Origin of the sequence: Streptomyces aurantiaciflavus (assembly GCF_049808595.1) — a bacterium.
Lineage (GTDB): Bacteria > Actinomycetota > Actinomycetes > Streptomycetales > Streptomycetaceae > Streptomyces.
This window is the reverse complement of the sequence record NZ_JBNCAQ010000003.1, coordinates 167305-192576: the sequence shown is the minus strand read 5'-3', so window position 1 is coordinate 192576 and position 25272 is coordinate 167305. Positions and strand designations below refer to the sequence as shown.

Sequence of the window (25272 nt, the reverse complement as noted above, 5' to 3'; positions counted from 1 at the left end):
GCGCCCGATCAGCCGGGCGCCGGGTCCTTCTCCAGTACCGCCGGCTCGACGGCGGCCTCGGTCACCACCGCTGCCCGGGCCCGGGGCCCCTGGAACAGGTACGCCAGCCCGAAGCCCGCGAACACGACGACCGCACCGCCCACCGCGTCCAGCACCCAGTGATTACCAGTGGCCACGATCGCAGACACCGTGAAGAACGGATGCAGCAGCCCCAGGGCCTTCATCCACCCCTTCGGCGCGACGATCGCGATCACCGCCCCGCACCACAGCGACCAGCCGAAGTGCAGTGAGGGCATGGCCGCGTACTGGTTGGTCAGGGCCGTCAGCGTCCCGTAGTCCGGCTTGGTGAAGTCCTGGACGCCGTGCACCGTGTCGATGATGCCCAGGGTCGGCATCAGGCGCGGCGGAGCCAGCGGGTAGAGCCAGAAGCCGACGAGCGCGAGCAGGGTCGCGAAACCCAGGGACGAGCGCGCCCAGCGGTAGTCCACCGGGCGCCGCCAGTACAGAACCGCCAGCACCGACAGCGGCACCACGAAGTGGAAGGACTCGTAGTAGAAGTCGAAGAAGTTCCGCAGCCAGTCGACCCCGACCACCCAGTGGTTGATCGTGTGCTCGATGTCGATGCGCAGGAAGCGTTCGATGTCGAGGATCTCCTGGCCATGGGCCTCCGCCCGCTTCCGCCCGCCCGAGTTCGTCCCGCCCGTCGCCGCCAGCCGCACCTGCTGGTACGCCGCGTACGTCACGCGGATCAGCAGCAGCTCCAGCAGCAGGTTCGGGCGGGTCAGGACGCGGCGCAGGAACGGCAGCAGCGGGACGTGTTTCCATCGCGCCGGCACCGGGGTGGCGTACTCCGCCGGGATCGGTGAGCGATAGTACTCCGACGTGCGCGACAGGAACGGCACGACCGTCGCCGCGCTCACCGCCGCCAGCAGTACAACGTTGTCCCGCAGCGGATACAGCGCCGACATGTTCGGCAGCATCATCTTCGCCGGGAGGGTCATCACGAGGACGACCGCCACCGGCCAGACGTAGCGGTCCGAGGCCCGCTTGCCCACGCGGCCGACGACCGCCGGCAGGACCCACAGCAGCTGGTGCTGCCAGGTCGTCGGCGACACGGCGATCGCCGCGCAGCCCGTGATCGCCACCGCCAGCAGCAGCTGGCCGTCGCGGGCGTACCGCACCGCCCGACGGACGCCCACGACGGCGACCGCCGCGCCCAGCGCCAGGAACAGCGCGATCTCCAGGGAGCCGGAGAGGCCGAAGCGGAGGAGGGCGCCGTGCAGGGACTGGTTGGCCAGGGCGTCCGCCTTGCCGCCGAGGCCCACGCCCGCCATGTGGTGGACCCAGTAGGTGTACGAGTCGTGCGGCATCGCCGCCCAGGCGAGCAGGGTCGCTCCGGCGAACGTCACGCCCGTGGAGAGGGCCGCTTGCCGCCGGCCCGTGAACCACAGCAGCGGGGCGAACAACAGCACCGTCGGCTGCAGTGCCGCCGCGACGCCGATCAGCGCGCCGCCCGCCCGCTGTCCCCGTACGACGAAGCAGCCGAGCAGGACGAGCAGGACCGGGATGATGCTGGTCTGGCCGAGCCAGAGGGTGTTGCGGACGGGCAGCGAGACCATCAGCAGGACGATCGCGACGGGCGCGGCGAGCAGCGAGGTGCGTCTGCTCACCGGTTGCGGCAGGGCTCGCGCCATCACCAGGCCCAGCGCCGCGACCAGCAGCAGCGTGCCGAAGGTCCAGCCCCAGCCGAGGGCCTGTTCGGCCGCTCGGGTGAGGGGCTTGAGGACGAGGCCGCCGAACGGGGTGCCGGTGAAGAGCGTGGAGTCGTAGAGGGAACCGTTGACGTGGAGCACGCCGTCGGGTCCGACCCAGGTCTCCAGGTCCGTCAGCCGCTCTCCGCGCGGGGTGCCGAGGACGACGGCCACCTGCCGGACGGCGAGGACCGCCGCGACCAGCCAGAGGCCGAGGCGGGCCGCGCGCAGACGCGCTCTCGCCGTGCCGACCGCCGTCGCGCCGAAGGGTTCCGCCGGTCGCCCGCTGTGCTCCGCATTCGCCACGCCTCGTCGGCCTCCCGCCCCGTTCTGCCACGCGTCCCATGCGTGAGGTGCCATGTCGAACCCTATGAGGCTCGCGGCGCCCCCGGAGAGAGACGCAGGCCATCCCGCCTTCACCTGACGTCCGCTCTGCTTTTGTCCGAAAGACGATAGTGCGCCGGGTGGAGGGACGAGCCCGCGAGTGCAGGTGGCTCGCAGCGCGAACGGAACCGGTCCCGCACGCGAACGGAACCGGCCCGCCTGCTCGTACGCGTCGTAGCCACCACGGGCAGCGATCGGCGACGGATCGACCACGCAGGGCGACTGGCCGGGTGGCCGAGGCGGTCGCGCTCCGTGTGCGGAGGGGGCGGGCGAGCCGGCGGTTCGCCCGGGGGCAGCGCCTCGTCGAACCCGGGTGCCGGGTACCGCCTCCGCGCCCGGCAGACCCGCCGCGCCCGCCTGGCGCCCTGTGCCGCCGCTGCCCCCGGCCGCTCGCGCTCCCGCTCCGCCGGCCGCTCCCGCTCCACCGCCGCCCCCTCCTGGGCCGAACGGCTGAATTCCGTCTGCCGGAAACCTGTGAGGGGCGGTGGGCGGGGAACTCGGGCACAGCGGACGGCGTTGACACGACTAGTTAGGGTTCCTAACTAGATGTTCCGCATCCATGATCTCCGTATGTCATGAACAGCGGTGCAGGTCCTAGATATGTCAGGTACACGAGAGGCAGAGCGCATGAGCGAGTCGCAGGTCTGGGACGCCGTCGACGCCTACTTCGACGCCCACCTCGCCCCGGAGGACGAGGTGCTGGAGGCCGCGCTGCGGGACAGCGAGGCCGCCGAGCTCCCGCGCGTCAACGTCACGGCGAGCCAGGGCAAGCTGCTTCAGCTGCTCGCCGAGATCCAGGGGGCGCGCAACATCCTGGAGATCGGCACGCTCGGCGGGTACAGCACCATCTGGCTGGGCCGCGCCCTTCCGGCCGACGGCCACCTGATCTCACTGGAGTACAACCCGAAGCACGCGGAGGTCGCCACCCGCAACATCGCCCGCGCGGGACTCGACGCGCAGGTCGAGGTGCGGGTGGGCGCGGCCCTGGACCTGCTGCCGCTGCTGGCCGACGAGAACCCGCCCCCGTTCGACCTGGTCTTCATCGACGCCGACAAGGCCAACAACGCCAACTACCTCGACTGGGCGCTCCGGCTCACCAGCACGGGCAGCCTGATCGTCGTCGACAACGTCGTCCGGGGCGGCCGGGTGGCCGACGCGGACAGCGACGCGGGAGACGTGCGGGGCAGCCGCGCCGCGATCGAACTCATCGGCTCCCACCCGAGGTTGAGCGGCACGGCGATCCAGACGGTGGGCACCAAGGGCTACGACGGGTTCGCGCTGGCCCGCGTCCTGGCGTAGCCCCTCTCGTGGGGCAACCCGGGTGACCCGGGTGACCCGTGAGGTCACGCCTCGTGGTAGAAGCCCACGTTCACGCTGCGCGGCCCGGTGCGGTCCACGACGACGATCTCGCCGTTGCCGCCCCGCGGCAGCTGCACGGTCCCGCCGTACGCGATGGCCTGGGCGTACTCGCCGACCACCAGCCGGACCTCGGACGACGGGTCCGGCTGGGAGCCGCGCAGCCAGGTGACCTGCCAGACGCCCTCGGGGCCGCACAGGAACTCCAGGTGGACGCGGGAGACGAACAGCCAGTCCTCAGGGGTCACGAGGCGGCACACGGCCTTGTCCCGGCCCACCCGCAGCACGGCGCCCGGCTCACTGGGCGCGTCGGCCATGAGCATGCCGGCCGTGGCACCCTCTTCCGTCCCCGAGACGGTGGCCATGGTGAGTTCGAGCACGTGCGCTCCTCGTGAGATGTCGGTGTCTGAACTGACCGCGCACGTCACCCGCGAGTGGTCCGACAAGTGACCTTGCACAGCGGCCGCATACTAAATCGCCCGGGCCCGTCGCGTCCGGCACAATGGACGCATGACCGAGCGAAAGCCACCCGGTGTTCCGTTCGAGTCCTGGGTCGACAAGCAGATCCAAGACGCCCAGCGACGTGGCGAGTTCGACCAACTTCCGGGCGCGGGCAAGCCGTTGGCCCCCGGCACCGACACCTCGTACGACGAACTGTGGTGGATCAAACGCAAGATGGCCCGTGAGGGCCTCTCGGTCCTGCCGCCGGCGCTCGCGCTGCGCAAGGAGGCGGAGGACGCCCTCGCGGCGGCGTACGCGGCCCCTTCGGAGCGCCTCGTCCGCAAGATCATCACGGACGTCAACGTCAAACTCCGCGACATGATGTTCAAGCCGCCGCCCGGCCCCCCGCTGGGCATGAAGCCGTACGACGTCGAGACGGTCGTACGGGAGTGGCGGGAGCGCCGGGCGGCGGCCGGGGACGGCTAGGGCCGCTACGGGCCCTGGGCCGCTCACAGGGCCAGGCCCCCGGGACCGACGGGTCAGCGGCCGGGCGGCCCGGGTCAGATGTGCAGCAGCCGCTCCGTCAGTTCGCGGTAGTCCCGCAGGGCCAGGCGGAGTTGCTCCGTGTCGGCGGTCGTGACGGTGTCGTCCTTGGCGCCCTCCGCCAGCTGCCAGGAGCCGCGCAGGGTACGACGGCGGCTGTTCACGGCGTCGGTGAAGCGTGCCGCCAGCTCCTCCAGGACGTGATCCGCCTCCTCGACGGCGTCCCGGGGACGGTCCACGAACTCCGCGACCGCGTGCTGGATGCGCGAGGTGAGCTTGTCGCACTCCTCGTGCGGAAGCAGCGGGGAGCCGTGCGGGTCCTCGGAGCGGCGACCGCCGCCGACGGGGGCCGTGGCGCCCTTGGTGCTGTCGGCGCCGGTACCGCCCTCACCGGCGGCCCTGACGCCCCTGGCGTCCCTGGTCTCCTCGACCATGGCGCCCCGCAGCTCCGCCGTCGTCGCCGGGGCCTCCTGGCCCCCGGAGACCAGGCGGGGCCGCTCCTCGTTCCGTTCGAGGTTCCGCTCGGGGTTCCGCTCGGGGTTCCGCTCGTTGCGCGTCCCCCACCGGTCCTCGCCGCTCGATGTCACGTCCGGCATCGCTGTCACCCCTCCTTCGTCTGGTGCCGGTGGAAGCTCCACGGCAGGTGATGGCCCTGGCGGGCCCGGGTCGCCCGGCGCTCGGTGGGCCGGGCCGGTGCGCGGTGGCGGCCGGACACGTGCCGGTCCTGGCTCACCAGGTCGTCGAAGAGGGAGCGGGCGTCGACCAGAGCGGCCCGCAGGTCCTCGGTGCCGGGGGCCTGGCCGCTGCGCGCGCCGCCGTCCGTGTGGAAGCGCGCGACCTGGTGGACGCGCCGGTAGCCGTGCACATGGTCCGCGTGGTGCACGGAGAGCGCGGCGACCTGCTCCTCGTACTGCGCGCCGTCCGGGAAGCCCCGGGCGCCGGCCACCTCGGCGAGCAGTCGGTCGGCCTCGGCGACCGCCTCACGGGGCGAGTCGACGAAGCGCTCCTGCGCTGCCGCCCAGCGGGCCTCGAACTGCTCGCGCTCGGTCGGCTCCAGCGGGCGCTCCTGCAGTCCGCCGTGCCGCTCCACGAGGGCGCCGAGTTCCCGCTCGGCCGCCTTGACGTCCCCGTCGTGCCGGGCGACGGCCCGGTCGTACTCGGGCCCGAAGCGCTGCTTCAGGCCACGTCCTCCGTGCGACCCTCGGGCCCGCACGGCAAGGACGGCCGCGACCGCGATGACGGCCGCCACGATCACGATCAGAGCGATGATCACGCCTGTGGACATGGTTGCCTTCCGGTGTGTCGGCCCCTCGGGCCGGTTCACCGTTCGGGTTGCCCGGACCGCGCCGGACAAACGGCACGCGGTGCGCGCCGCCCCGTCCACGGGATCGACGGGACGGTCCCGGCGGCGCCCATATCCGGTTGCGCGCCGGGTGGGTCCGCTCCCCAGAATGACCGGCATGAGCTGGACGATCGCCCCGGAACCCGTGGACTCCCCCGTCGCCGCCGCGCTGTGGCGGGCGTACTACACGGAGGTCAGCGACCGCTGGTACCTGCTGCACGAGGGGCGCCGCACCGACCCCGACGAGCTGGAACGGGAGATCGCCGCCAACACGGGGGACCGGCTCGCGCCGCCGCGGGGCCGGTTGCTCGTCGCACGGTACGACGGCGAGCCGGCCGGCAGCGCGGGCGTACGGCTGGTGGACGCCACGACCGCCGAGCTCAAGCGCGTGTTCCTGCTCCCGCAGGCACGCGGCAGGGGCGGCGCGGCCCTGCTCGTCGGCGCCGCCGAGGACGCCGCCCGCGCACTGGGCGCCGGTCGCATGATCCTCGACACCCGCGGTGACCTGGTCGAGGCCCGCGCCCTGTACGCCCGGCTCGGCTACACGGAGACCGAGCCGTACAACGACGACCCGTACGCCGAGCACTGGTTCAGCAAGAACCTCGCCGGAGGAACCTCCGGAGAGGACCTCCAGGGCCACTAGGCCTTCGGCGGGCCCTGGCCGAGGCGGGCCGTCGGCCTGCCCTCATGCGGCTGTTCGCGGTCGGAGCCGCACAGTTCGGCGTTCAGCTCCTTGACCAGTTGGACCAGGTCGGTGGGGCGGTCCGGGCCCCACCAGTCGCCGAGGAGTTCGGCGAGGGAGTCCTCGCGGGCCTGGGCGAGGCGTTCGGCGACCTCGCGGCCCTGGGGGGTGAAGACCAGGTCGAGGCCCTCGCGGGCGGCGAGGCGGCGCTCCTCGAGCTGGCGGGCGCCGTCGAGGATCACGGACAGCGGGACGGTGGTGCGCTCGGCGAGCACGCCCGGTTCGATGCTGCCGTAACGCTTGACGCGCAGGAGCATCCAGGCGGCGACCGGGAGGAGGTCGTATCCGGCCCGGGTGGTGATCTTGCGGTAGATCTCGCGCTGCCCCTCACGGGTGCCGAGGACGGACAGCGCGCGGCACACCTCGTCGTACGACGACCGCTCGACGGGGTTGCTGGCGAGGGTCTCGGTCACGTCCGGGGCGGTGACGGAGCCGCGCAGACGGTCCTCCCGCAGGAACCAGGCGAGGAGGAAGCCGAGGAGGGCGACGGGGGCGGCGTAGAGGAAGACGTCCGTGATGGCGGACGCGTAGGCGTGCAGGACCGCTGGGCGCAGGGCGGGCGGCAGGTCGGCGATGACGCGCGGGTCGGCCGCCAGGGCGTCGGGGGAGACGCCGGGCGGGAGGACGACGCCCCGGAAGGCGGCGGCGAGCTTGTCGTCGAGGCGGCCCGCGAAGACCGTGCCGAAGATGGCGACGCCGAAGGACGCGCCGATGGAGCGGAAGAAAGTCGCGCCGGAGGTGGCCACGCCGAGGTCCTCGTAGGAGACCGCGTTCTGCACGATGAGGACCAGGACCTGCATCACCAGGCCGAGGCCCAGACCGAAGACGAAGAAGAACACGCTCATCTCTGCCGTGGGGGTGTTCTCGTCGAGCTGGTGGAGGAGGAGCAGGCCGACGGTGGTGACGGCGGTGCCCGTGAGCGGGAACACCTTCCAGCGGCCGGTGCGGCTGACGATCTGCCCGGACACCGTCGAGGACAGCAGCATGCCGGCCACCATCGGCAGCATGTGCACGCCCGACAGGGTGGGCGAGACGCCCTGGACGACCTGGAGGAAGGTCGGCAGATAGGTCATCGCGCCGAACATCGCGAAGCCGACGATGAAGCTGATGACGGCGGAGAGGGTGAAGGTGCGGACACGGAACAGCTTGAGCGGCAGGACGGGTTCGGCCGCCTTGCGTTCCACGCCGACGAAGGCGACGGCGAGGCCGACGCCCAGGACGGCCAGTGCCACGATCTGCGGTGAGCCCCAGCCCCAGGTCGTGCCGCCGAGGGAGGCCACCAGTACCAGACAGGTGGCGACCGAGGCGATGAGGAAGGTGCCGAGGTAGTCGATGACGTGCCGGGTCGCCCTGTGCGGAATGCGCAGGACGGTCGCGATGACGGCGAGGGCGACGACGGCGACGGGCAGGTTGACGTAGAAGACCCAGCGCCAGCTCAGGTGCTCGGTGAACAGGCCGCCGAGGAGGGGGCCGAGGACGCTGGTCGCGCCGAAGACCGCTCCGAACAGGCCCTGGTAGCGGCCGCGTTCACGCGGTGGGACGAGGTCGCCGACGATCGCCATCGACAGCACCATCAGCCCACCGCCGCCCAGCCCCTGCACGGCCCGGAAGGCGATGAGCTGCGGCATGTTCTGCGCCATCCCGCACAGCGCCGAGCCGACCAGGAAGATCACGATCGCGGTCTGGAACAGCCTCTTGCGCCCGTACTGGTCGCCCAGCTTGCCCCACAGCGGGGTCGCGGCCGTCGACGCCAGCAGATACGCCGTGACCACCCAGGAAAGGTGCTCCAGCCCACCGAGGTCGCTGACGATCGTGGGCAGCGCGGTCGACACGATCGTCTGGTCGAGGGCGGCGAGCAGCATGCCGAGCAGCAGCGCGCCGATCGAGACGAGGACGTTTCCGGGGACGTGTTCCTGACGGGGATCCCCCGTCCGCGTGTGCGCGTCCAAGGCCATGGATGCCTCCCGAGGCTCACGTGACACCTACTCCATCGTGATCGGTGTGTCCCGTTATGGCCTGTCGAGTCCTGTCGGAACCCCGTATTCCGGGGGTCGCGGGCAGGAAGTTGTGTGGAGGATCTGCATAATCTCTGGAGTTCTCACGGGGAGGGACGACAGGTGAACGAACCGACGGGACGTCAGGGGCGGCCGGGGCAGCACGGGCTTCCGTGCCCGGAGTGCGGAGCGCTCCGCGCGCCGGACAACACCCCGTCGTGCACCTGCGCCCAGCGGGCCTCCGAGGCCCTGCGCGACACACGGGAGGCGGAGGCGGCCGCCGCGGGCGACTTCGATCCGCTGCGGATACGGCCGTACGTCGAGCTCGGGGAGCAGGAGCCCGACGCCGGAACCGGGGATGCCGCGCCGTCCGACGTGACGGCGCCCCTGCCGGCGGTCTCCGACGCGACCATGCCGCTGCGCGCGGTGCACCCGTCCGGTCCGGCGCCGGAGACGGCAGCGCTTCCCACACCGGTCGCCCCCGTGGGCTCCCCGCCCGCCGCGGCCGACCTCAGCCTGTTCGAGGCGGGTGACTCCGACGGCGGCGTAGCGTACGCGGACGGCAAGCGGCCGCGCGGCCGGCGGCGCCGTACGCTGCTGATCGCGAGCGCCGCCGCGGCCGTGGCCGTCATCGCGGCGGCCGGGTTCGCCGGCGGGCTGCTGTCCTACGAGAAGCCGACCCGGGACGGCGCGGCCCCCGAGGACGTACGGGCCGCCGTGCCGGACACCTCTACGGCCCCTGCCTCCCCGTCGAACTCCAGCGCCGCGCCGTCCCCTTCGGAGAGCGAGAGCGCCTCCCCCTCGCCCTCGGAGCGCGAGAGCCCCTCACCGTCCCCGTCGGAGAGCGAGAGCGCCTCCCCGTCGGCCTCCGCGACGACCGAGCCGAGCCCGAGCGCCCCGACCGCCGGGGCCACGGGCTCCGCGGCACCGGGGAAGGGCCCCGACAACGCCGCCGACAACGCCGCCGGGAGCAGCCCCGCGGCCACGGTCCTGCGCCGCGGGGACCGCGGGGACGAGGTGACGGAGCTCCAGGTGCGGCTGAAGCAAATTTTCCTCTACAACGATGAGGTCAACGGCGTCTTCAGCAGCCGGGTGGAGGAGGCGCTGCGCAACTACCAGTGGTCCCGGGGCGTCCAGGGCGACGAGCTGGGCGTGTACGGGGCGGCGACGAGGGAGAAGCTGGAGTCGGAGACGAAGGAGCCGTGACGCGGGTCGGCAGCGGCCCGGCGCCGCCCCCGCTCACGCCGCTGGGGGCCGCCGCCCCCAGACCCCCGCTCCGGCCCTGAACGGGCGTCCTCGAACTCCCCCAGAGGGGGTGCGGCTTCGTAGACGGTGCGCAGCAGACGGGCTGCTCTTCCCCGCCCAGCCGACACGGCACCGCACGGGCTGGATTTGCCGGGGCCGACCGGCACGGCACCACAGGGACGGCTGGATGTGCCGGAGGCCGACCGACAAGCCACCCACACGGGCAGGCTTTACCCGCGGCCCAGTCGACAAGGCACCGCACAGCCACAAGGCACCGCACAGCGACAAGGCACCGCGCGAGCCGGCCTCACCCGACGTGGATGCGGACGCCCTCTGCCACAAGCTCCACCCGCACCTCTCGCAAGTCCCGCACCACCGCATCCGGCGCGTGCGCCCTCGCCCGGTCCCCGACGCCCACGACTCGCATCCCCGCCGCCCGTCCCGCGGCGATCCCCGCCCCGGAGTCCTCGAACACCACGCAGTCGGCCGGGTCGACGCCCAGCTCCGCCGCGCCCTTCAGGAATCCCTCGGGGTCCGGTTTGCTGGCTCCCACCGACTCGGCGGTGATCCGTACCTGCGGCAACGTGAGCCCCGCGGCCGCCATCCGCGCCGTCGACAGCGGACCGTCCGCCGAGGTGACGAGCGCGTGCGGAACACCTCGCAGCGAGGCGAGGAGCGCGGGCGCCCCCGGGACGGGGACGACGCCGTCCATGTCGGCGGTCTCCTCGGCCAGCATCCGCGCGTTGTCCGCGAGGTTCTGCTCCATCGGCCGGTCGGGCAGCAGTACGGCCATCGAGGCGTGCCCCTGGCGGCCGTGGACGACCTTCATGACCTCGTCGCCGTCCAGACCGTGCCGCTCGGCCCAGCGCCGCCAGACGCGGTCGACGACGGCGTCGGAGTTCACGAGGGTGCCGTCCATGTCGAGCAGGAGGGCGCGGGCGGTCAGGACGGTGGACTCGGCGGCCGGCATCGGCGACTCCTAGCGCGGACTCCAGGGACGTACGGGCGTGTACAGGTACGTACAGGCACGCAGGAAAAACAAGGCGGCCCCGCCCGCCGGTCAGGGAAAACGAGCGGGAGCCACTTTGTTCCTCCACGGTACAAAACCATCCGGGGGTCCCGCCACCCCACCCGGGAAGCGTTCACTTTCCGTTCAGCCCGCCCGCCGGATCAGCCCGCGAACGCCTCCCACAGGCTCCACACACCCAGCGCCAGCATCAGCACCGCCGCGATCCGCGTGATCAGCTTCAGCGGCACCCGCTTCATCAGGGCCTTTCCGCCGACGATGCCGAGTCCGGCCACCGCCCACAGCGCGAGCACCGCGCCGACGCCGACGGAGAGCGGATCGTCGTAGCGGGCGGCGAGGTTGGCGGTCATGATCTGGGTGAGGTCGCCGAACTCGGCGACGAGGATGAGCATGAAGCCCGCCCCGGCGACCTTCCAGAAGGACTGGTCCTCGGGCCGCCGGATCTCCTCGTCGTCCTCGTCCTTCTTCAGCAGCAGCATCGCCGCGCCGGCGACGAAGAGCACACCGGTCAGGGCGTGCACGATCTGCTGCGGAAGCAGGGTCAGCACACTGCCGGCCGCCACGGCGAGCGCGACATGCAGGGCGAAGGCGGCGGCGACGCCGGCGAAGACGTACGAGGCGCGGTAGCGGGTGCCGAGGACGAGGCCGGCGAGGGCGGTCTTGTCCGGCAGTTCGGCGAGGAAGACGACGCCGAAGACGAGCGCCGTCACGGTGAAGCTGATCAAGGGTCCTCAATCGGTCGGGGCTGCCCCACCGAGAGTGCTGTCTCCTTCGCGCAGGACGCCTCGGCACGGCAGCACACTGGGCATCCGCGCCGTATGGCACGGATGTGCACTGCTTGCCGAAGGTCTCGCTGGCCGACCCACCGCGGGCCTGCCTCCGGGCGCCGGCTCGGCTGTCACGAGGACGAGCTGAGCAGTGTGTCGACGGTCCGGCGAAGAGCTACTCCCCTTCTGCGCCGTCCATGGTACGTGACTCTCACACCGGTCACGCGGGGCCGAAGATCCCGCACGGATCCCGCCACATGTCTTGTCGTGTCATGTTCGCGTCATTAACTTCTTACCGCGCGCACACCTCCCCGCAACGCGGCATCGCGAGCATTCCCACGCTCGCACCGCAACGCCCCCACCCCTCAAGGGAGTTCGCATGTCCAAGTTCTACGCGCGTCGACGGGTCAGCATACTCGCGGCGCTCACCGGACTCATAGCCTCGGTCGCGCTCTTCAACTCCCCGACCGCCTCCGCCGCCCTGCCCACCCCGGTCAGCGCCGCCACCGCCCGCACCTACCTCGCCTCCCTCACCGTGGCCGCCGAGGACCGCACCGGCTACGACCGCGACCTCTTCCCGCACTGGATCACCCAGTCCGGCACCTGCAACACCCGCGAGACCGTCCTCAAGCGCGACGGCTCGAACGTCGTCACCGACTCCGCCTGCGCCGCCACCAGCGGCAGCTGGTACTCCCCCTACGACGGCGCCACCTGGACGGCCGCCTCCGACCTCGACATCGACCACCTCGTGCCGCTCGCCGAGGCCTGGGACTCCGGCGCCGACAGCTGGACCACCTCCCGCCGCCAGGCCTTCGCCAACGACCTCACCCGCCCGCAGCTCATCGCCGTCACCGACAACGTCAACCAGGCCAAGGGCGACCAGGACCCGGCCACCTGGATGCCGTCGCGCACGGCCTACCGCTGCACCTACGTCCGCGCCTGGGTCCAGGTGAAGTACTACTACGGCCTCTCCGTGGACTCCGCCGAGAAGAGCGCGCTCACGAGCTACCTCTCCGCCTGCTGATCCCGAGCCGCTGATCCCGATTCCGCACCGGAACCTCCCCACCGACCTCCGTCGTTCCGTACCGTACGGGGCGACGGAGGAGGCGATCACGTGGCCGGACTGCGGCTGGGACCCCTGCTGAGATACGCCGACGGCTCGTCCGCGACCGTCTGGGTCGAGGCGAGCCGTCCGTGCGCCGCCGAGGTGCGCTGCGCGGACGGTTCCGGCGGCACGGCCCGCACCTTCCAGGTGGCGGGCCATCACTACGCCCTGGTCCCGGTGACCGGCCTGGCGCCGGGCAGCGAGACGGCGTACGAGGTGTTCCTCGACGGCGCGCGCGTGTGGCCGCCGCCCGACTCCCGCTTCCCGCCCTCCGTCATCCGCACCCCGGCCGACGGCGACGACGTCCGCGTGGCCTTCGGTTCCTGCCGGTGGGCGGCGCCCCCGGCCGACGAGCGGGACCCCGTGGGCCCGGACGCCCTGGACAGTCTGGCCGCGCGGATCGCCGCCGACCCGGGGGGCGAGCGGCCCGACGTCCTGCTGCTGCTCGGCGACCAGGTGTACGCCGACGAGACCTCCGCCGCGATCCGCCGCCGTCTCGCGGCCCGCCGTGACCTGGCCGAGCCGCCCGGCGCCGAGGTCGCCGACTACGAGGAGTACACCTGGCTGTACTACGAGTCCTGGCTCGACCCCGAGGTCCGCTGGCTGCTGTCGACCGTGCCCAGCTGCATGATCTTCGACGACCACGACGTGATCGACGACTGGAACACCTCCGCCTCCTGGCTCGCCGACATGCGGGCCACGCCCTGGTGGCGCGAGCGGCTGCTGAGCGGCCTGATGTCGTACTGGGTCCACCAGCACCTCGGGAACCTCTCCCCGGCCGAACTGGCCGCCGACCCGCTCTACGCGGCCGTACGCGACACCCCCGACGGCACCGACCTCCTGCGCGACTTCGCCTGCCGCGCCGACGCGGACTTCACCTCCGTGCGCTGGAGCTACCGGCGTGACTTCGGGCGGGTCCGGCTGCTGATGGTGGACACCCGGGCCGCGCGGGTGCTGGAGGAGGACGGGCGGGCGATGCTCGACCCGGGCGAGGCCGAGTGGCTGCGCGAGCAGGCCCTCCAGGGGCGGGGGTCGTACGACCATCTCCTCGTCGGCACCTCTCTGCCCTGGCTGCTGCCGCACCTCGTGCACGACGCCGAGGCGTGGAACGCGGCGCTGTGCCGGGGTGAGCGGGGCGAGCGGTGGGCGCGGTTCGGGGAGAAGCTGCGGCGGGCGGCCGATCTGGAGCACTGGGCGGCGTTCCCGGACTCCTTCACCGCGCTGACCGAGCTGCTCGCCGAGGTGGGGACGGGAGCGCAGGCGCCGGCGAGTGTGCTGGTGCTGTCCGGGGACGTGCATCACGCGTACGTGGCCGAGCCCCGGTGGCCGGCCGCCGCTCCGGACGCGCGGGTGCTGCAGCTCACCTGCTCGCCCGTCCACAACTCCATCCCGCTGTCGATCCGGGTCGGTTTCCGCTTCGGGTGGAGCGCGGTGGCCCGCGCGCTGGGACGCCGGTTCGCGCGGCACGGGCGCTGTCCTCGGCCGGCCGTGGACTGGCGCAGGACGGGCGGGCCCTGGTTCGGCAACCAGCTCATGACGCTGACGCTGCGCGGACGTTCGGCCCGGCTGCGGCTGGAGCAGGCGCGGGCGAACGGGGCGCTCACGACGATGGAAGAGTCCGACTTGACCCCGGCATGAGGTGCTTTTGAGGGACAACCCGGGCCTGTGGGGCCCGCGTTGGCTTCCGTGGGACGCGGGGGCATGATGAGGCGGACCGTCCGCTTCCATCGCGGCCCGTGGGCGGTCCGCTCCATCGCGCCCCCACACGCCCGGGAGTCAGCCCCTTGCCCTCAGTCACAGCGGAACCGGCGTCGAACCCGGAAGGCCGCCCGCGGCCGGCGTCGGCCGCCGTAGCCGTCGCCCTCGTCGGCGCCGGGCCGCGCGGCACCAGCGTCCTGGAACGCCTCTGCGCCTCCGCCCCGGAGCTGCTCCCGCCCGGGGCACGGTTGACGGTCCACGTCGTCGACCCGGCGCCGCCCGGACCGGGCCTGGTGTGGCGCACCGGGCAGTCCCCGGAGCTGCTGATGAACACCGTGGCCGCGCAGGTGACCCTGTTCACCGACGACAGCGTGGACTGCGCGGGCCCGATCCGGCCGGGCCCCAGTCTGCACGAGTGGGCGGGCGGCGAGCTGGGCCCGGACGACTACCCGACCCGCGCCCAGTACGGCCGCTACCTGGAGTGGGTGTTCGCGCGGACGGTCCGCCAGGCCCCGCCCGCGGTCCACGTCGAGACGCACACGGCGCGCGCGGTCCGGCTCGACGACGCCGCCGACGGCCGCCAGGTGCTGACCCTGGACGACGGCCGGGTGCTGCTCGGCCTGTCCGCCGTGGTCCTCGCCCAGGGCCATCTGCCGGTGGCCGCCGACGCGGAGCAGCAGCGCCACGCCGCCTACGCCGAACGCCACGGTCTGTGCCACATCCCGCCCGCCAACCCGGCCGACGTCGACCTCTCCCCCGTGGCCCCCGGCGAGCCGGTGCTGCTGCGCGGCCTGGGCCTGAACTTCTTCGACCACATGGCCCTGCTGACCACCGGTCGCGGCGGCCGCTTCACCCCCGCCGGGGCCGGCGGCCTGCGCTACGTCCCTTCCGGCCGCGAGCCGCGCCTGTACGCCGGCTCCCGGCGCGGCATCCCGTACCAGGCGCGCGGCGACAACGCCAAGGGCCCCTACGGCCGCCACACCCCGCTCGTGCTCACCCCGGAGGTGATCTCGGGCTTCCGCAAACGCGCGGACTCCGGTGACGCCCCTGACTTCCGCACGGAGATATGGCCGTTGGTGGCGAAGGAGGTGGAGACGGTCTACTACTCGGCCCTCGTACGGCGCCCCGGGTTCGCGGACCGCTTTCTCGCCGCCCCGCACCGCACTCCCCAGGAGGCCGCCGTTCTCACGGAGTTCGGGGTGGCGGAGGCCGACCGGTGGAGCTGGGAGCGCATCTCCCGGCCGTACGCGGGGCGGGAGTTCACGCATCCGGAGCAGTGGCGGGGGTGGCTGCTGGCGTATCTGCGGCGGGACGCCGAGGAGGCGGCGCGGGGCAATGTGCGCGGGCCGCTGAAGGCGGCCCTGGACGTGCTGCGGGACCTGCGCAACGAGCTGCGGCTGGTCGTCGACCACAAAGGGCTGTCCGGCGCCTCCCGCCGGGACCACCTCGACCGCTGGTACACCCCCCTCAACGCCTTCCTGTCCATCGGCCCGCCCCGCCGCCGTGTCGAGGAGCTGGCCGCGCTGGTGGAGGCGGGGGTGGTGGAGGTGCTCGGTCCACGGCTGGAGGTGCGGGAGGAGGACGGGGCCTGGCGGGCGCACTCACCGGACGTGCCCGGTTCGGCCGTCCGTGTGACAACGCTCATAGAGGCCCGGCTCCCGGAAACGGATCTGCGCCGCACCGCCGACGCCCTCCTCGCCCACCTGTTGAGAACCGGCCAGTGCCGCCCGCACACGGTCGACGGTTACGTGACCGGAGGGCTGGACGTCACACCACGGCCGTACTGCCTGATGGGGCGTCAGGGGCGGGCCCACACACGGCGGTTCGCCTTCGGGGTGCCCACGGAGGGCGTGCACTGGGTGACCGCGGCGGGCGCCCGGCCGGGCGTGGATTCGGTCACTTTGTCGGACGCGGACGCGGTGGCGAGAGCGGTTCTGCGCGCGGCGGCGACGGAAACGGAACCGCCGGCGGGGTCCCCCGTCTGGCCGAATGTTGAACTTGCAAGCATCGATTAGGTCCCCCTACCGTGGGTCGCTCGTTCGGTACCGCCGCCCCCACCGGCCGGTCCGTCCCCAGGGCCGGTCGTACGACCGACACCGAAGGAGTACCCCCCACATGTCCGCTCGTCTCGACACCGCGCAGCCCTACGTGATCGGCCTGTTCCGCATCGTCGTCGGCCTGCTCTTCGTCTGCCACGGCGTCGCGTCGCTCTTCGGCGTCCTCGGCGGAGCCGCCGGCACGAACGGCGGCACCATCGACGCCGGCACCTGGCCCGGCTGGTACGCGGCCGTGATCCAGCTGGTCTGCGGCAGCCTGGTGCTGATCGGGCTCGGCACCCGCGCGGCCGCGTTCCTCGCCTCGGGCTCCATGGCGTACGCGTACTTCAAGGTCCACCAGCCGGAGGCCCTGTGGCCGATGGAGAACGGCGGCGAGGCCCCCGCGATGTTCTGCTGGGCCTTCCTGCTGCTGGTCTTCACCGGCTCCGGCGCGCTCGGCGTGGACCGGCTGTTCGCCAAGCGGTCGCGCTCGGCGGAGCAGCAGGAGCCGGCGAGGCGGAAGGCCGCGGTCACGGCCTGAGCCGGCCTGAGTTGAGCAGGTGGCCTGAGCTCTCCCGGGTCGAGTAGCCGGCCTGGGTGTCCGGGGCCACGAGAGGGGCGCTTTCTCCGCGCGTGCGGGGAGGGCGCCCTTGCCGCGTTCAGGGGGTGTTCGCGATACCGGGCCCTCCGGTTGGCCGATCGCCCAGGTGAACGCGCTGTGCCGAACACACAAGCCCCCAGTGAATCCGCTGTCACACCCCGGGCGTACGCTGTATGGCTGTTATGGCCGCACCAGCCGCCCCCGCGCCACCGCGGCATGGTCGGGCCGCACGGGGGAGACACGGGGAGTCCGCGGTGTTCGAGAGTGTGGGGGCGTTGTTCGGCGCTCCATGGATCTATGCGCTGGTGGCCCTGTCGGTCCTCCTCGACGTGTTCCTGCCGGTGCTGCCGAGCGGGGTGCTCGTCATCACGGCGGCCACGGCGGCGGCCGCGGGGTCGGGGGCGGCGACAGGGCGGGTGCCGCACGAGGTCCCCGACATCCTGGCGCTCATCCTCTCCGCGGCGACGGCCTCCGTCCTGGGTGACCTGGCGGCCTACCGGCTGGCCTGGCGCGGCGGAGCGCGCCTGGACCGCGCGATATCCCGTTCCCGGCGGCTGACGACTGCGCAGGAACGTCTCGGCGGGGCTCTGGCGCAGGGCGGCGGCGCCCTGGTCGTCCTCGCCCGCTTCGCCCCCGCCGGCCGCTCGGTCGTCTCCCTCATCGCCGGCGCCGCCCACCGCCGTGCCCGCGACTTCCTCCCCTGGTCCGCCCTCGCCGGCCTGTCCTGGGCCGGCTACAGCGTCGCCCTCGGCTACTTCGGCGCGCACTGGCTGGGCGCGACATGGCTGGCGACGGGTGTGTCGGTGCTGGCCCTCTTCGGGGCGGGCGCCGCAGCGGCGTATCTGATGCGCCGCCAGCCGGCGTAGCCGACGTGACGCCACGTCCTGGGGGCTGTGCCCCCAGCCCCCGATCGGCCTGAACGGCCTCGTCCTCGAACTCCCCCAGAGCGGGCGCCCCCGGCGGGCTGAAGTTGCGCTGCCCGCTGCCCGCTGCCCGGTGCCGAAAGGCTCGGGCCGCCGAGCCCTCGCCCCCGCGGCCACGCACCCACCCTGGGGGCTCCGCCCCCACACCCCCGTCGGCCCCGAACGGGCCTCGTCCTCGATCGCCGGACAGGCTGAGATCGCCCCTGCCCGGCACGGCACGGCTCGGCCGACTCGGCGCGGGGGCGCGACGCCCGGCCGGCCCGCCGTGCGGCGGGCGCACACGACGCCGACCACCCCCGTCAGCCTGCGGGCAGTCGTGCCGCCGGGGCGACGGGCGTTCCGCGCATGGGGGCCCCTCCCGCCAGAGCGAAGTCGCGAGTAGGGAGAAGTCGGGAGTGGGGGTAAGCCGGGAGTGGGGAGGGGTGGGCGCTGGGGGCGCCCCCTGGGGGGAGGCGCCCTGTAAGCGCCGGGCGGCGCGACCCAGCCCACGGCGGCAACCCCCGAGTGCCCGTCGAGCGACGACACCCGCCCCTACCCGTGCCGCACGGCCTGCCCCTGCCCTCGTACCTCCAACCCACCCAGCAACTCAGCGGTGGCCGCGGCGACCGCCTCCACCGCCTTCTCGAACACCTCCCGGTTGTGCGCGGCCGGTGCCCGGAAGCCGGACACCTTTCGTACGTACTGCAGGGCAGCAGCCCGGATCTCGTCCTCCGTGGCCTCCTCGGCCAGCGCCGGCGGGCGAAGTGTCTTGATGCTTCGGCACATGCCCCCAGTCTCGCCCCACCGCACCCCGTCCGTCGCCCCTTCCGGAGACCCGTCCGCCGCCTCTTCCGGAGACCGTCCGTCGTCCTTCCGTCACCTCTTCCGTCCACACGCCGCCCCCTGTCATGATCACTCCGAGGCGGCCACCGCACCGGAGCCGACCGACGAGAGGAACACCCACCCATGGCGAACGACGCACTCACCGTGGCCGTCCTCGGCCCCGGAGGCATCGGCGGGCTCCTGGCCGCCCTCCTGTCCCGGGCCGGGCACCAGGTGACCTGCCTGGCCGGAGACGACACGGCCGCGCACCTGCGTACGCACGGCGTCAGCGTCCGCAGCGAGCAGTTCGGCGAGTTCACGGCCCCCGTCGACGCGGACACCGAACTCCGCGCCCCCGTCGACGCGGTCCTGATCGCCGTCAAGCACACCACCCTCGACGCGGCCCTGGCCCGCATCCCCACCGCGGCTCTCGGCGACGCCCTCCTCGTGCCGTTCCTGAACGGCGTCGAGCACCCGGCGGCGCTCCGCGAGCGTCACCGCCCGGATCGCGTCGCCCCGGCCGTCATCCGCGCCGAGTCCACCCGCGTCGCCCCCGGTGTGATCGAGCACGGCAGCCCCTTCGCGGAGATCGACCTCGCCGGTGACGAGGTGCCCCGCCCCCGCCTCGACGCCCTCGCGGACGCGCTGTCCAAGGCCGGCCCGACCACCCGCGTCCTGCCGGACGAGACGGCCGCGCTCTGGGCGAAGATGGCCTTCCTCGCCCCCTTCGCCCTTCTCACCACCCGCCACGCCCTCCCCCTGGGCGAGGTCCGCACCCGCCACCGCGAGGACCTGACCGCCCTGGTCGAGGAGACGGCCGCCGTCAGCCGCGCCTGCGGTGTCCCCGCCGACCCGGCCCGGGCGCTCGCCCGCTACGACGCCTTCCCGCCCGCCACCAAGTCCTCCATGCAGCGTGACGCGGAAGCGGGCCGCCCCCTCGAACTCGACGCGATCGGCGGGGCGTTGCTGCGCGCGGCCGACCGGCACGGCGTACCGGCGCCGGTGACGGCCCGCCTGGTAGGGGAGTTGAGCGACGCCGGCTATTAGGCCACGTCGGTGTCCAGGTCGACGCACCAGTCGTTCGACGTCATCCAGTGCCCCTTCGGGTACTCGAAGTCGGCCGTGCCGAGGAGGGTGAAGCCGGCTCTTCGGCACACCCCGTTCGACGCGGGGTGATCCACACCGGGGAAGGCGTGCAGGGACCGGTGGCCGCCGGTCTCCCGCACGGCCGCCCGGACGGTCTCGACGAGCGTCCGGGCGGCCCGCGCGGCGAGCCCCCGCCCCTGGAACTCGGGCAGGATCCCCCAACCGGTCTCCCACACGAGGCCGCCCTGCCAGGGCCGCTCCCAGTAGCCGATCGAGCCGACGGTCTCGCCCCCGTCCGCGAGCACGACCCGGTACATTCGGCCCGCATCCAGCTCGAGGTATCTCCGGTGCCGGTCGCGGAGCTTCTCCTCCGTCTCCGGTCCGCCCACGTGCTCGGTCATCTCGGGACTGTTGGTCCGCCTCAACAGCCAGAAGTCGCCCTCCGCCCAGGGCACCAGCCGCACCTGCTCCACATCAGTGAGGTCCATACCGCCACGCTAGGGCAGAGGTCTGACAGTCCCCCCGGCCCGGAATCCGCCTGCCGAGCCCCGGGTTCTCATCCGAACACACGAACCCCTCGAAGGAACTCGCCACCCAAAATCGAACAGGCGTAGCATTGTCGCGTGGCTACGACCTATGACTTTCCCAGCGACCTGCGCGCCGGTCAGGAGGAGCTGCATCAGGTCCGGGCCGAGCTGTCGGCCCTGCTGAAGCGGCTCCCCTGGTCGGTCGAGCCGCTGGACGGCTTCAGTGACGACGGCGGCTGGCGCAAGGTGGAGCGCCCCGCCTCCCCCGGCTGGACGGCCGACGAACAGGCCGAGGTGGAGAAGCTCCGGCAACGGGAGCACGAGCTCGCGGTGTTCGTGTCCTGCCACCGCTTCTGGGCGGAGGTCGCCGCCGCCGACCGGGTGGAGGCCCGGATGCGGCTCAAGCACGCGCACGAGACGCCCCCCGACGAGGAGAACTAGCGAGGCCCTGGAAAGACGCGAGAGGCCCCCGGAGGATTCCGGGGGCCTCTCGCACTCCTGGTGGGCGCGGACGGTTTCGAACCGCCGACATCCTGCTTGTAAGGCAGGCGCTCTACCCCTGAGCTACGCACCCAGGACGAGTCGACAGCCTACATTGCCGGGGGCCCTGCCCCGCAAACCCGTATCGCCTCCCCGGTCCCCTCTGGTCCCCCGGGGGTTAACCCCACCTCGGATCCGGTAGCGCACCGGATCGTCCGGCCGGCGGCCGCTTTCTACCGTCGTAGACGTCAGCAAGGCGGCGTCGACGCGGACCCGCGGTCCGTCCAGGGGGAGATCACCATGAGCCGTACCACCGTCCCGGCACGCGCGGCGCGAGCGGCCCGCACGGCTCTCGTCACCGGTGCCGTCGTGGCTCTCGCCGCGACCGCCACCGCCTGCTCCTCCGCGGGCGACGACGAGCACCCCGAGCACCGTTCCTTCGCCCTGGGGGGCGGCACGCTCACCATCGACTCGGACGACTCGGCGTTGGAGATCGTGGCGTCGGACACGCACCGCGAGGGCACGGTCGAGGTCACCCGCTGGTTCGACGGGTCGGTCGTGATCGGCGACGAGCCGGAGGTGACCTGGTCGATGAAGGACGACCGGCTGGTGCTGCGGATGCACTGCTCCGGCATGGTCGCCGACTGCTCCGCCAAGCACCGCGTCGAGGTGCCCCGGGGTGTCGCCGTCAAGGTCGAGACGGACGACGGCAGCGTCCGCGCGCGGGGCTTCCGGGACGCCCTGAGCATCCGTACGGCCGACGGCTCGGTGCGGGTCACGGACTCCAGCGGGCCGCTGGAACTGCGGAGCGACGACGGTTCCGTGCGCGCCGAGGTGGCCTCGCGGCGGGTGAACGCGCGGACCCAGGACGGGTCGGTCCGCCTTGATCTGAGCGCCGTACCGGACCGGGTGGAGTCCGTCTCCGACGACGGGTCGGTGACGATCGCGCTGCCCGAGGCGACGTACCGCGTGACGACCCACACCGGCGACGGGTCCGTGGATGTGTCGGTGCCCCGGGACGACTCCAGCGCGCACGTCGTGTCCGCGCGCACCGGCGACGGCAAAGTCACCGTGCGGAAGGCGAACTGACCGGCCCGTGTGTTCGTCTTCATCCGGTGGGAGAATGACACCGGGCAGGGCGGATCACAGCACGGGAGAGGGATGTGACGGCGACACCAGCGCAGCCGTACTCGCCGTCGGTGCCGCGTGCACGCCTTCGCGTGCTCGGGGACACGCTCACGCTCGTCGCCCTTCCGCTGGTCGCCGTGCTGGCGCTGCCCGCCGCGTTCGCGGGCGGCGGCACCCGGCGCTGGTTCGGTGGGCGGGCGGAGAGTCAGCGGGCGGAGGCGCAGGCCGCGAAGGACGCCGCCGCGGCCGCGTTCTACGAGCTGGACACCGCGCAGCGGGACCTGCGGATCTCGATCGAGACGATCATGGCCGTGGACGACTCCCCGGCCGCCCGGCGCGCGCTCACCGACTTCGAGGCCCTCGGCCGGCGCATCGACGAGGTCAGTCACCAGTACATCGACGCGGTCGACGCCCACGATCTCGACCGGGACGACCTGGAGGCCTCGGTGGCCGGCCAGGCGCGCGCGGAGCTGACCCGCGCCAAGGACGAACTGGGCCGTGTCAAACAGGAGCTGGACCGCTTCGCCGACGGGCTCGGCCCGCTGCTCGGAAAGGCCGAGACGCAGCTGGCGCGGCTGGCGCCCGCCGTGGAGCGGGCCCGGCAGGCGCTGCTGGCGGCGTCGAACGCGCTGGACGCCGTCCGGGGCACGGGGCTGAGGGCGGACGATCTGGCGGCCCGGCTGGCGGCACTCGCGCCCGAGCTGACCAAGCTCAACCAGGGCGCCGGGCAGCACGGCGTGCCGCAGACGCTGGAGCGGGCCGAGCGGGTCTCCCGGGAGGCCGAGGCGGTCCGGGTGGAGGCCGAGCGGCTGCCGGAGCGGGCCGCCGAGATCGACCACCGGCTGGTGTCGCTGCGGACCCGCGCGCAGGCGCTGACGACCCGGGCCGAGCAGGTGGACCCGGTGCTGAGCGAGTTGCGCCGGCGGTTCACGGCGGCCTGCTGGCAGGACCTCCAGCGCGTCCCCGAGCAGGCCGTGGAGCACATACGGCAGGCCGAGGCGAAGCTGGCCGAGGCGCAGACCGCGCGGGACGCGCAGCGCTGGCCGGACGCGACCGCGCTGCTGTCGACGGCGCGAGCGCTGCTGAACTCCACCGACGAGGCCGTCTCGGCCGCCGGTGACCGGCTGACCAGGCTGAACGCCGTGCAGAAGGACCCGCGGCAGGAGATCGAGCGGACCCGGTTCGCGATCCGGGACGCGCAGCGGCTCGCCATGGCCGGCCGCAACACGCCCGACCCGCGGCACGCCCGCCCGCTGGACGACTCCGTGGCCCGGCTGGAGCGGGCGGTGGCCACGCTGGAGGGACGCCACCCCGACTACTGGCACTTTCTGACCGAGACGGAGGCCGTCCGGCACACGGTGGCCGACGTGGTGGCCCGGATCCGGGAGGAACGCGGGGCGGCGGCCGGTCACTGAGCAGGGGCACGGGGCGGGCGCCCTGCCGTTGCCGCCGGGGCGCGGCGGGCGGATATTGAGAGATACGGACGGCTTCCGTCGGCACGCCACACCCCCAGGGAGGCGACGATGGCCCACGCAGCGCACGCCAAACAGCGGCAGCGGATCAGGTTCGACGAGCACCTGCCGGTCGACCACCGCCTGAACAAGGTCTACCGGGTCGGCGCCGGCCTCATGGGTGCGGGGCTGCTCGTCTTCGGGATCTTCGGGATCCTCGACAGGATCGGCTTCTTCGACACGGGCGGCGACACGGTCTGGGGCCTGAACACCAACGGCGCGCTGAGCTGGCTGTCGGTCGCCGTCGGCCTGCTGCTCCTCGTGGGCATGGTGGTCGGCGGGAACTTCGCGTCCACCCTCAACATGACCCTGGGGGTGCTGTTCATCCTGAGCGGCTTCCTGAACATGGCCCTGCTGGAGACGGACTACAACTTCCTGGCCTTCCAGATCCAGAACTGCATGCTCAGCTTTGTGATCGGGATCCTGCTGCTCGTCTTCGGGATGTACGGCAGGGTCGGATCGGCCCTGCCGCACGACAACCCCTACTGGCGGGCCCGCCACCCCGAACTGGCCGAGGAGCGGGACCGTCAGCGGGAACTCAGGGAGCACTGGCCCCCGTCGTCCGATCAGGTGCGGTAGGCGTAGTAGTACGCGTTCGGGTACGAGGCGACGAGGCTCGCCACCGACCTGCGGAGGGTGTTGTTGGAGTGGTACGTCACGTAGGGCACGCCGCCGCTCTTGGACGTGACGATCATCGTGTGGTCCTTGGACCCGTCCTTGTCGAAGTCCATCTGGAGCACGTCACCGACCTCGAGCTGGTAGACGTTGGCCAGCGGGGTGGTCCGCTTGGAGTTCTGGGCGAACCAGGACCACTCGTTGACGCCGACGAACGAGTCCGACTGGATCTCGTTGTTGCCGAACCACCTGGTGTAGTCGTACACGTAGCCGGGGACGTGCTTCCAGCCGCCCGCCTTCAGGGACTGGCTGACGAAGTTGGTGCAGTCGCCGCCGGCGCCGTGCCCGTTGAAGTCCGGGTAGTCCTTGTTGTAGTTGTTCCAGTACTTCTCCGCGTACGTGGCCATGGCCTTGTAGTCCAGGGCGGTACCGGTGAGCGTCTTGGGCTTGGCCGCCGGGTTGCGCGTGGTGGCCGCGCGCGGGGCCGACGGCATGGTGTCGTCCGCGGTGGTCGCCTTGACGGACGTCGGCTTGGACAGCGTGTTCACCGCGAGACCGCCCTGGTCGGTGTCGCGGATGTTCGTCAGCTGCCAGTTGCCCTGCCGGTCGGCCTTGAACGTCAGCTCGTGATGGGCCTGGAACCCGGTGCTCTTCGGCTGGTTGCCGCGGGCCTGCGCGTAGGTCAGGGTCGTGGTCTCGGTGACCGCGGCCTTGGCCGTACGGCCCGTGACGCGCGTGGCGTTCAGGGTGACGGTGGTGCTGGCCTTGCTGTACGTCTCGCCGGCCTTCGCCAGCTTGTCCTTGCGCTGCCCCAGCGAGGACAGGGTGGCGTCCTCGGTGCGGGCCGTGCCGGACGACAGCTTGACGTCACCGGAGAAGCCGTCGGTCAGCGGCTTCTCCCGGTCGCCCTGCTTGCCGGTGACCAGCGCGTCCGTGCGGTCGGTGAAGACCGCGTCCGCCAGCCGCTGGAAGGTGGCCTTCGTCTTCGCGTCGACCGTGGGGTCGTCGACGACCGCCGCGCCGGCGGACCAGTTGGGCAGCAGCGCCACTCCGGCGACCACGGAGGTGGCGGCCGCGCCGAGTATGGCGGCGCGGCGGCGCGTACGGCTCAATTTCCTTGACTTCACTGATGTTTCCCCTCTTGCCCCGGCGGACGGATGCCGGGGTAG

General features: G+C 72.7%; 24 protein-coding genes and 1 tRNA gene. 14 read left to right on the top strand and 11 right to left on the bottom strand.

Annotated elements, in window-relative coordinates:
- Positions 1–8: 8 nt before the first annotated feature.
- A complete protein-coding gene (locus ACPT94_RS04315) occupies positions 9–2057 on the bottom strand; it encodes a bifunctional glycosyltransferase 87/phosphatase PAP2 family protein (RefSeq protein WP_360347986.1) in 2049 nt (682 codons plus the stop codon).
- Between the two features lie 705 nt (positions 2058–2762).
- On the opposite strand from ACPT94_RS04315, the gene ACPT94_RS04310 reads away from it, so the two are divergent.
- The gene (locus tag ACPT94_RS04310; RefSeq protein ID WP_360347983.1) at positions 2763–3434 is read left to right on the top strand and encodes an O-methyltransferase; all 672 of its coding nucleotides are present in this window, start codon (positions 2763–2765) and stop codon (positions 3432–3434) included.
- Positions 3435–3478: 44 nt separating this feature from the next.
- Here ACPT94_RS04310 and ACPT94_RS04305 read toward each other — a convergent pair whose 3' ends face one another.
- Entirely contained in the window at positions 3479–3871 is a 393-nt protein-coding gene (locus ACPT94_RS04305) for an FHA domain-containing protein (protein WP_360347980.1), read from the bottom strand.
- 130 nt (positions 3872–4001) lie between these two features.
- Here ACPT94_RS04305 and ACPT94_RS04300 point away from each other — a divergent pair, with 130 nt between their 5' ends.
- Positions 4002–4418 carry a DnaJ family domain-containing protein gene (locus ACPT94_RS04300; RefSeq protein ID WP_360347977.1) on the top strand — a complete coding sequence of 139 codons (417 nt, stop codon included), beginning with the start codon at positions 4002–4004 and terminating at the stop codon, positions 4416–4418.
- 74 nt (positions 4419–4492) lie between these two features.
- Here the strand turns inward: ACPT94_RS04300 and ACPT94_RS04295 are convergent, their stop codons facing one another.
- Together ACPT94_RS04295 and ACPT94_RS04290 are read right to left on the bottom strand one after the other, a co-directional pair.
- Complete coding sequence (locus ACPT94_RS04295; RefSeq protein ID WP_425245140.1) at positions 4493–5071, bottom strand: hypothetical protein; 579 nt, start codon at positions 5069–5071, stop codon at positions 4493–4495.
- 5 nt (positions 5072–5076) lie between these two features.
- Positions 5077–5760, bottom strand: a complete 684-nt coding sequence (locus ACPT94_RS04290) for a hypothetical protein (RefSeq protein ID WP_360347971.1) — start codon at positions 5758–5760, stop codon at positions 5077–5079.
- A gap of 175 nt (positions 5761–5935) precedes the next feature.
- Here ACPT94_RS04290 and ACPT94_RS04285 point away from each other — a divergent pair, with 175 nt between their 5' ends.
- The gene (locus ACPT94_RS04285) at positions 5936–6460 is read left to right on the top strand and encodes a GNAT family N-acetyltransferase (RefSeq protein WP_425245139.1); all 525 of its coding nucleotides are present in this window, start codon (positions 5936–5938) and stop codon (positions 6458–6460) included.
- Here ACPT94_RS04285 and ACPT94_RS04280 read toward each other — a convergent pair.
- Entirely contained in the window at positions 6457–8514 is a 2058-nt protein-coding gene (locus tag ACPT94_RS04280) for an MDR family MFS transporter (protein ID WP_425245138.1), read from the bottom strand. The two genes, ACPT94_RS04285 and ACPT94_RS04280, sit on opposite strands and share 4 nt — an antisense overlap.
- A 162-nt stretch (positions 8515–8676) precedes the next feature.
- On the opposite strand from ACPT94_RS04280, the gene ACPT94_RS04275 reads away from it, so the two are divergent.
- The gene (locus tag ACPT94_RS04275) at positions 8677–9759 is read left to right on the top strand and encodes a peptidoglycan-binding domain-containing protein (protein ID WP_425245137.1); all 1083 of its coding nucleotides are present in this window, start codon (positions 8677–8679) and stop codon (positions 9757–9759) included.
- Between the two features lie 346 nt (positions 9760–10105).
- Here the strand turns inward: ACPT94_RS04275 and ACPT94_RS04270 are convergent, their stop codons facing one another.
- The gene (locus tag ACPT94_RS04270) at positions 10106–10768 is read right to left on the bottom strand and encodes an HAD-IA family hydrolase (protein ID WP_360347959.1); all 663 of its coding nucleotides are present in this window, start codon (positions 10766–10768) and stop codon (positions 10106–10108) included.
- 200 nt (positions 10769–10968) lie between these two features.
- Complete coding sequence (locus ACPT94_RS04265) at positions 10969–11550, bottom strand: TMEM165/GDT1 family protein (RefSeq protein ID WP_425245136.1); 582 nt, start codon at positions 11548–11550, stop codon at positions 10969–10971.
- Between the two features lie 421 nt (positions 11551–11971).
- On the opposite strand from ACPT94_RS04265, the gene ACPT94_RS04260 reads away from it, so the two are divergent.
- From ACPT94_RS04260 to ACPT94_RS04240, 5 genes are all read left to right on the top strand, one after another.
- Complete coding sequence (locus tag ACPT94_RS04260; protein WP_360347953.1) at positions 11972–12616, top strand: HNH endonuclease family protein; 645 nt, start codon at positions 11972–11974, stop codon at positions 12614–12616.
- Positions 12617–12706: 90 nt separating this feature from the next.
- Positions 12707–14335 carry an alkaline phosphatase D family protein gene (locus tag ACPT94_RS04255; RefSeq protein WP_425245135.1) on the top strand — a complete coding sequence of 543 codons (1629 nt, stop codon included), beginning with the start codon at positions 12707–12709 and terminating at the stop codon, positions 14333–14335.
- 146 nt (positions 14336–14481) lie between these two features.
- Positions 14482–16410, top strand: coding sequence for an FAD/NAD(P)-binding protein (locus ACPT94_RS04250; RefSeq protein WP_425245134.1), 1929 nt, complete (start codon positions 14482–14484; stop codon positions 16408–16410).
- A 100-nt stretch (positions 16411–16510) separates the two neighbouring features.
- Positions 16511–16972, top strand: a complete 462-nt coding sequence (locus tag ACPT94_RS04245; RefSeq protein WP_425245133.1) for a DoxX family protein — start codon at positions 16511–16513, stop codon at positions 16970–16972.
- A gap of 314 nt (positions 16973–17286) precedes the next feature.
- The gene (locus tag ACPT94_RS04240; RefSeq protein WP_360347941.1) at positions 17287–17898 is read left to right on the top strand and encodes a DedA family protein; all 612 of its coding nucleotides are present in this window, start codon (positions 17287–17289) and stop codon (positions 17896–17898) included.
- Positions 17899–18486: 588 nt separating this feature from the next.
- On the opposite strand, the gene ACPT94_RS04235 is transcribed toward ACPT94_RS04240, so the two are convergent.
- Positions 18487–18720 carry a DUF2277 domain-containing protein gene (locus tag ACPT94_RS04235; protein WP_360347938.1) on the bottom strand — a complete coding sequence of 78 codons (234 nt, stop codon included), beginning with the start codon at positions 18718–18720 and terminating at the stop codon, positions 18487–18489.
- 180 nt (positions 18721–18900) lie between these two features.
- Between ACPT94_RS04235 and ACPT94_RS04230 the strand changes: the two genes are divergently transcribed.
- On the top strand, positions 18901–19803 hold the full coding sequence (locus ACPT94_RS04230; protein WP_425245132.1) for a ketopantoate reductase family protein: 903 nt from the start codon (positions 18901–18903) through the stop codon (positions 19801–19803).
- On the opposite strand, the gene ACPT94_RS04225 is transcribed toward ACPT94_RS04230, so the two are convergent.
- On the bottom strand, positions 19800–20330 hold the full coding sequence (locus tag ACPT94_RS04225) for a GNAT family N-acetyltransferase (RefSeq protein ID WP_425245131.1): 531 nt from the start codon (positions 20328–20330) through the stop codon (positions 19800–19802). The two genes, ACPT94_RS04230 and ACPT94_RS04225, sit on opposite strands and share 4 nt — an antisense overlap.
- A gap of 135 nt (positions 20331–20465) precedes the next feature.
- On the opposite strand from ACPT94_RS04225, the gene ACPT94_RS04220 reads away from it, so the two are divergent.
- Positions 20466–20810 carry a DUF8825 domain-containing protein gene (locus tag ACPT94_RS04220; protein WP_360347929.1) on the top strand — a complete coding sequence of 115 codons (345 nt, stop codon included), beginning with the start codon at positions 20466–20468 and terminating at the stop codon, positions 20808–20810.
- Between the two features lie 58 nt (positions 20811–20868).
- Here ACPT94_RS04220 and ACPT94_RS04215 read toward each other — a convergent pair.
- A tRNA-Val gene (locus tag ACPT94_RS04215) sits at positions 20869–20943 on the bottom strand.
- A 206-nt stretch (positions 20944–21149) separates the two neighbouring features.
- Between ACPT94_RS04215 and ACPT94_RS04210 the strand changes: the two genes are divergently transcribed.
- From ACPT94_RS04210 to ACPT94_RS04200, 3 genes are all read left to right on the top strand, one after another.
- Positions 21150–21938, top strand: a complete 789-nt coding sequence (locus ACPT94_RS04210) for a DUF4097 family beta strand repeat-containing protein (protein WP_360347927.1) — start codon at positions 21150–21152, stop codon at positions 21936–21938.
- Between the two features lie 74 nt (positions 21939–22012).
- Positions 22013–23392, top strand: a complete 1380-nt coding sequence (locus tag ACPT94_RS04205; protein WP_360347924.1) for a coiled-coil domain-containing protein — start codon at positions 22013–22015, stop codon at positions 23390–23392.
- A 108-nt stretch (positions 23393–23500) separates the two neighbouring features.
- The gene (locus ACPT94_RS04200) at positions 23501–24067 is read left to right on the top strand and encodes a DUF4383 domain-containing protein (protein WP_360347921.1); all 567 of its coding nucleotides are present in this window, start codon (positions 23501–23503) and stop codon (positions 24065–24067) included.
- Here the strand turns inward: ACPT94_RS04200 and ACPT94_RS04195 are convergent.
- Complete coding sequence (locus ACPT94_RS04195) at positions 24055–25230, bottom strand: amidase domain-containing protein (protein ID WP_425245130.1); 1176 nt, start codon at positions 25228–25230, stop codon at positions 24055–24057. The genes ACPT94_RS04200 and ACPT94_RS04195 overlap by 13 nt on opposite strands.
- Positions 25231–25272: the final 42 nt, after the last annotated feature.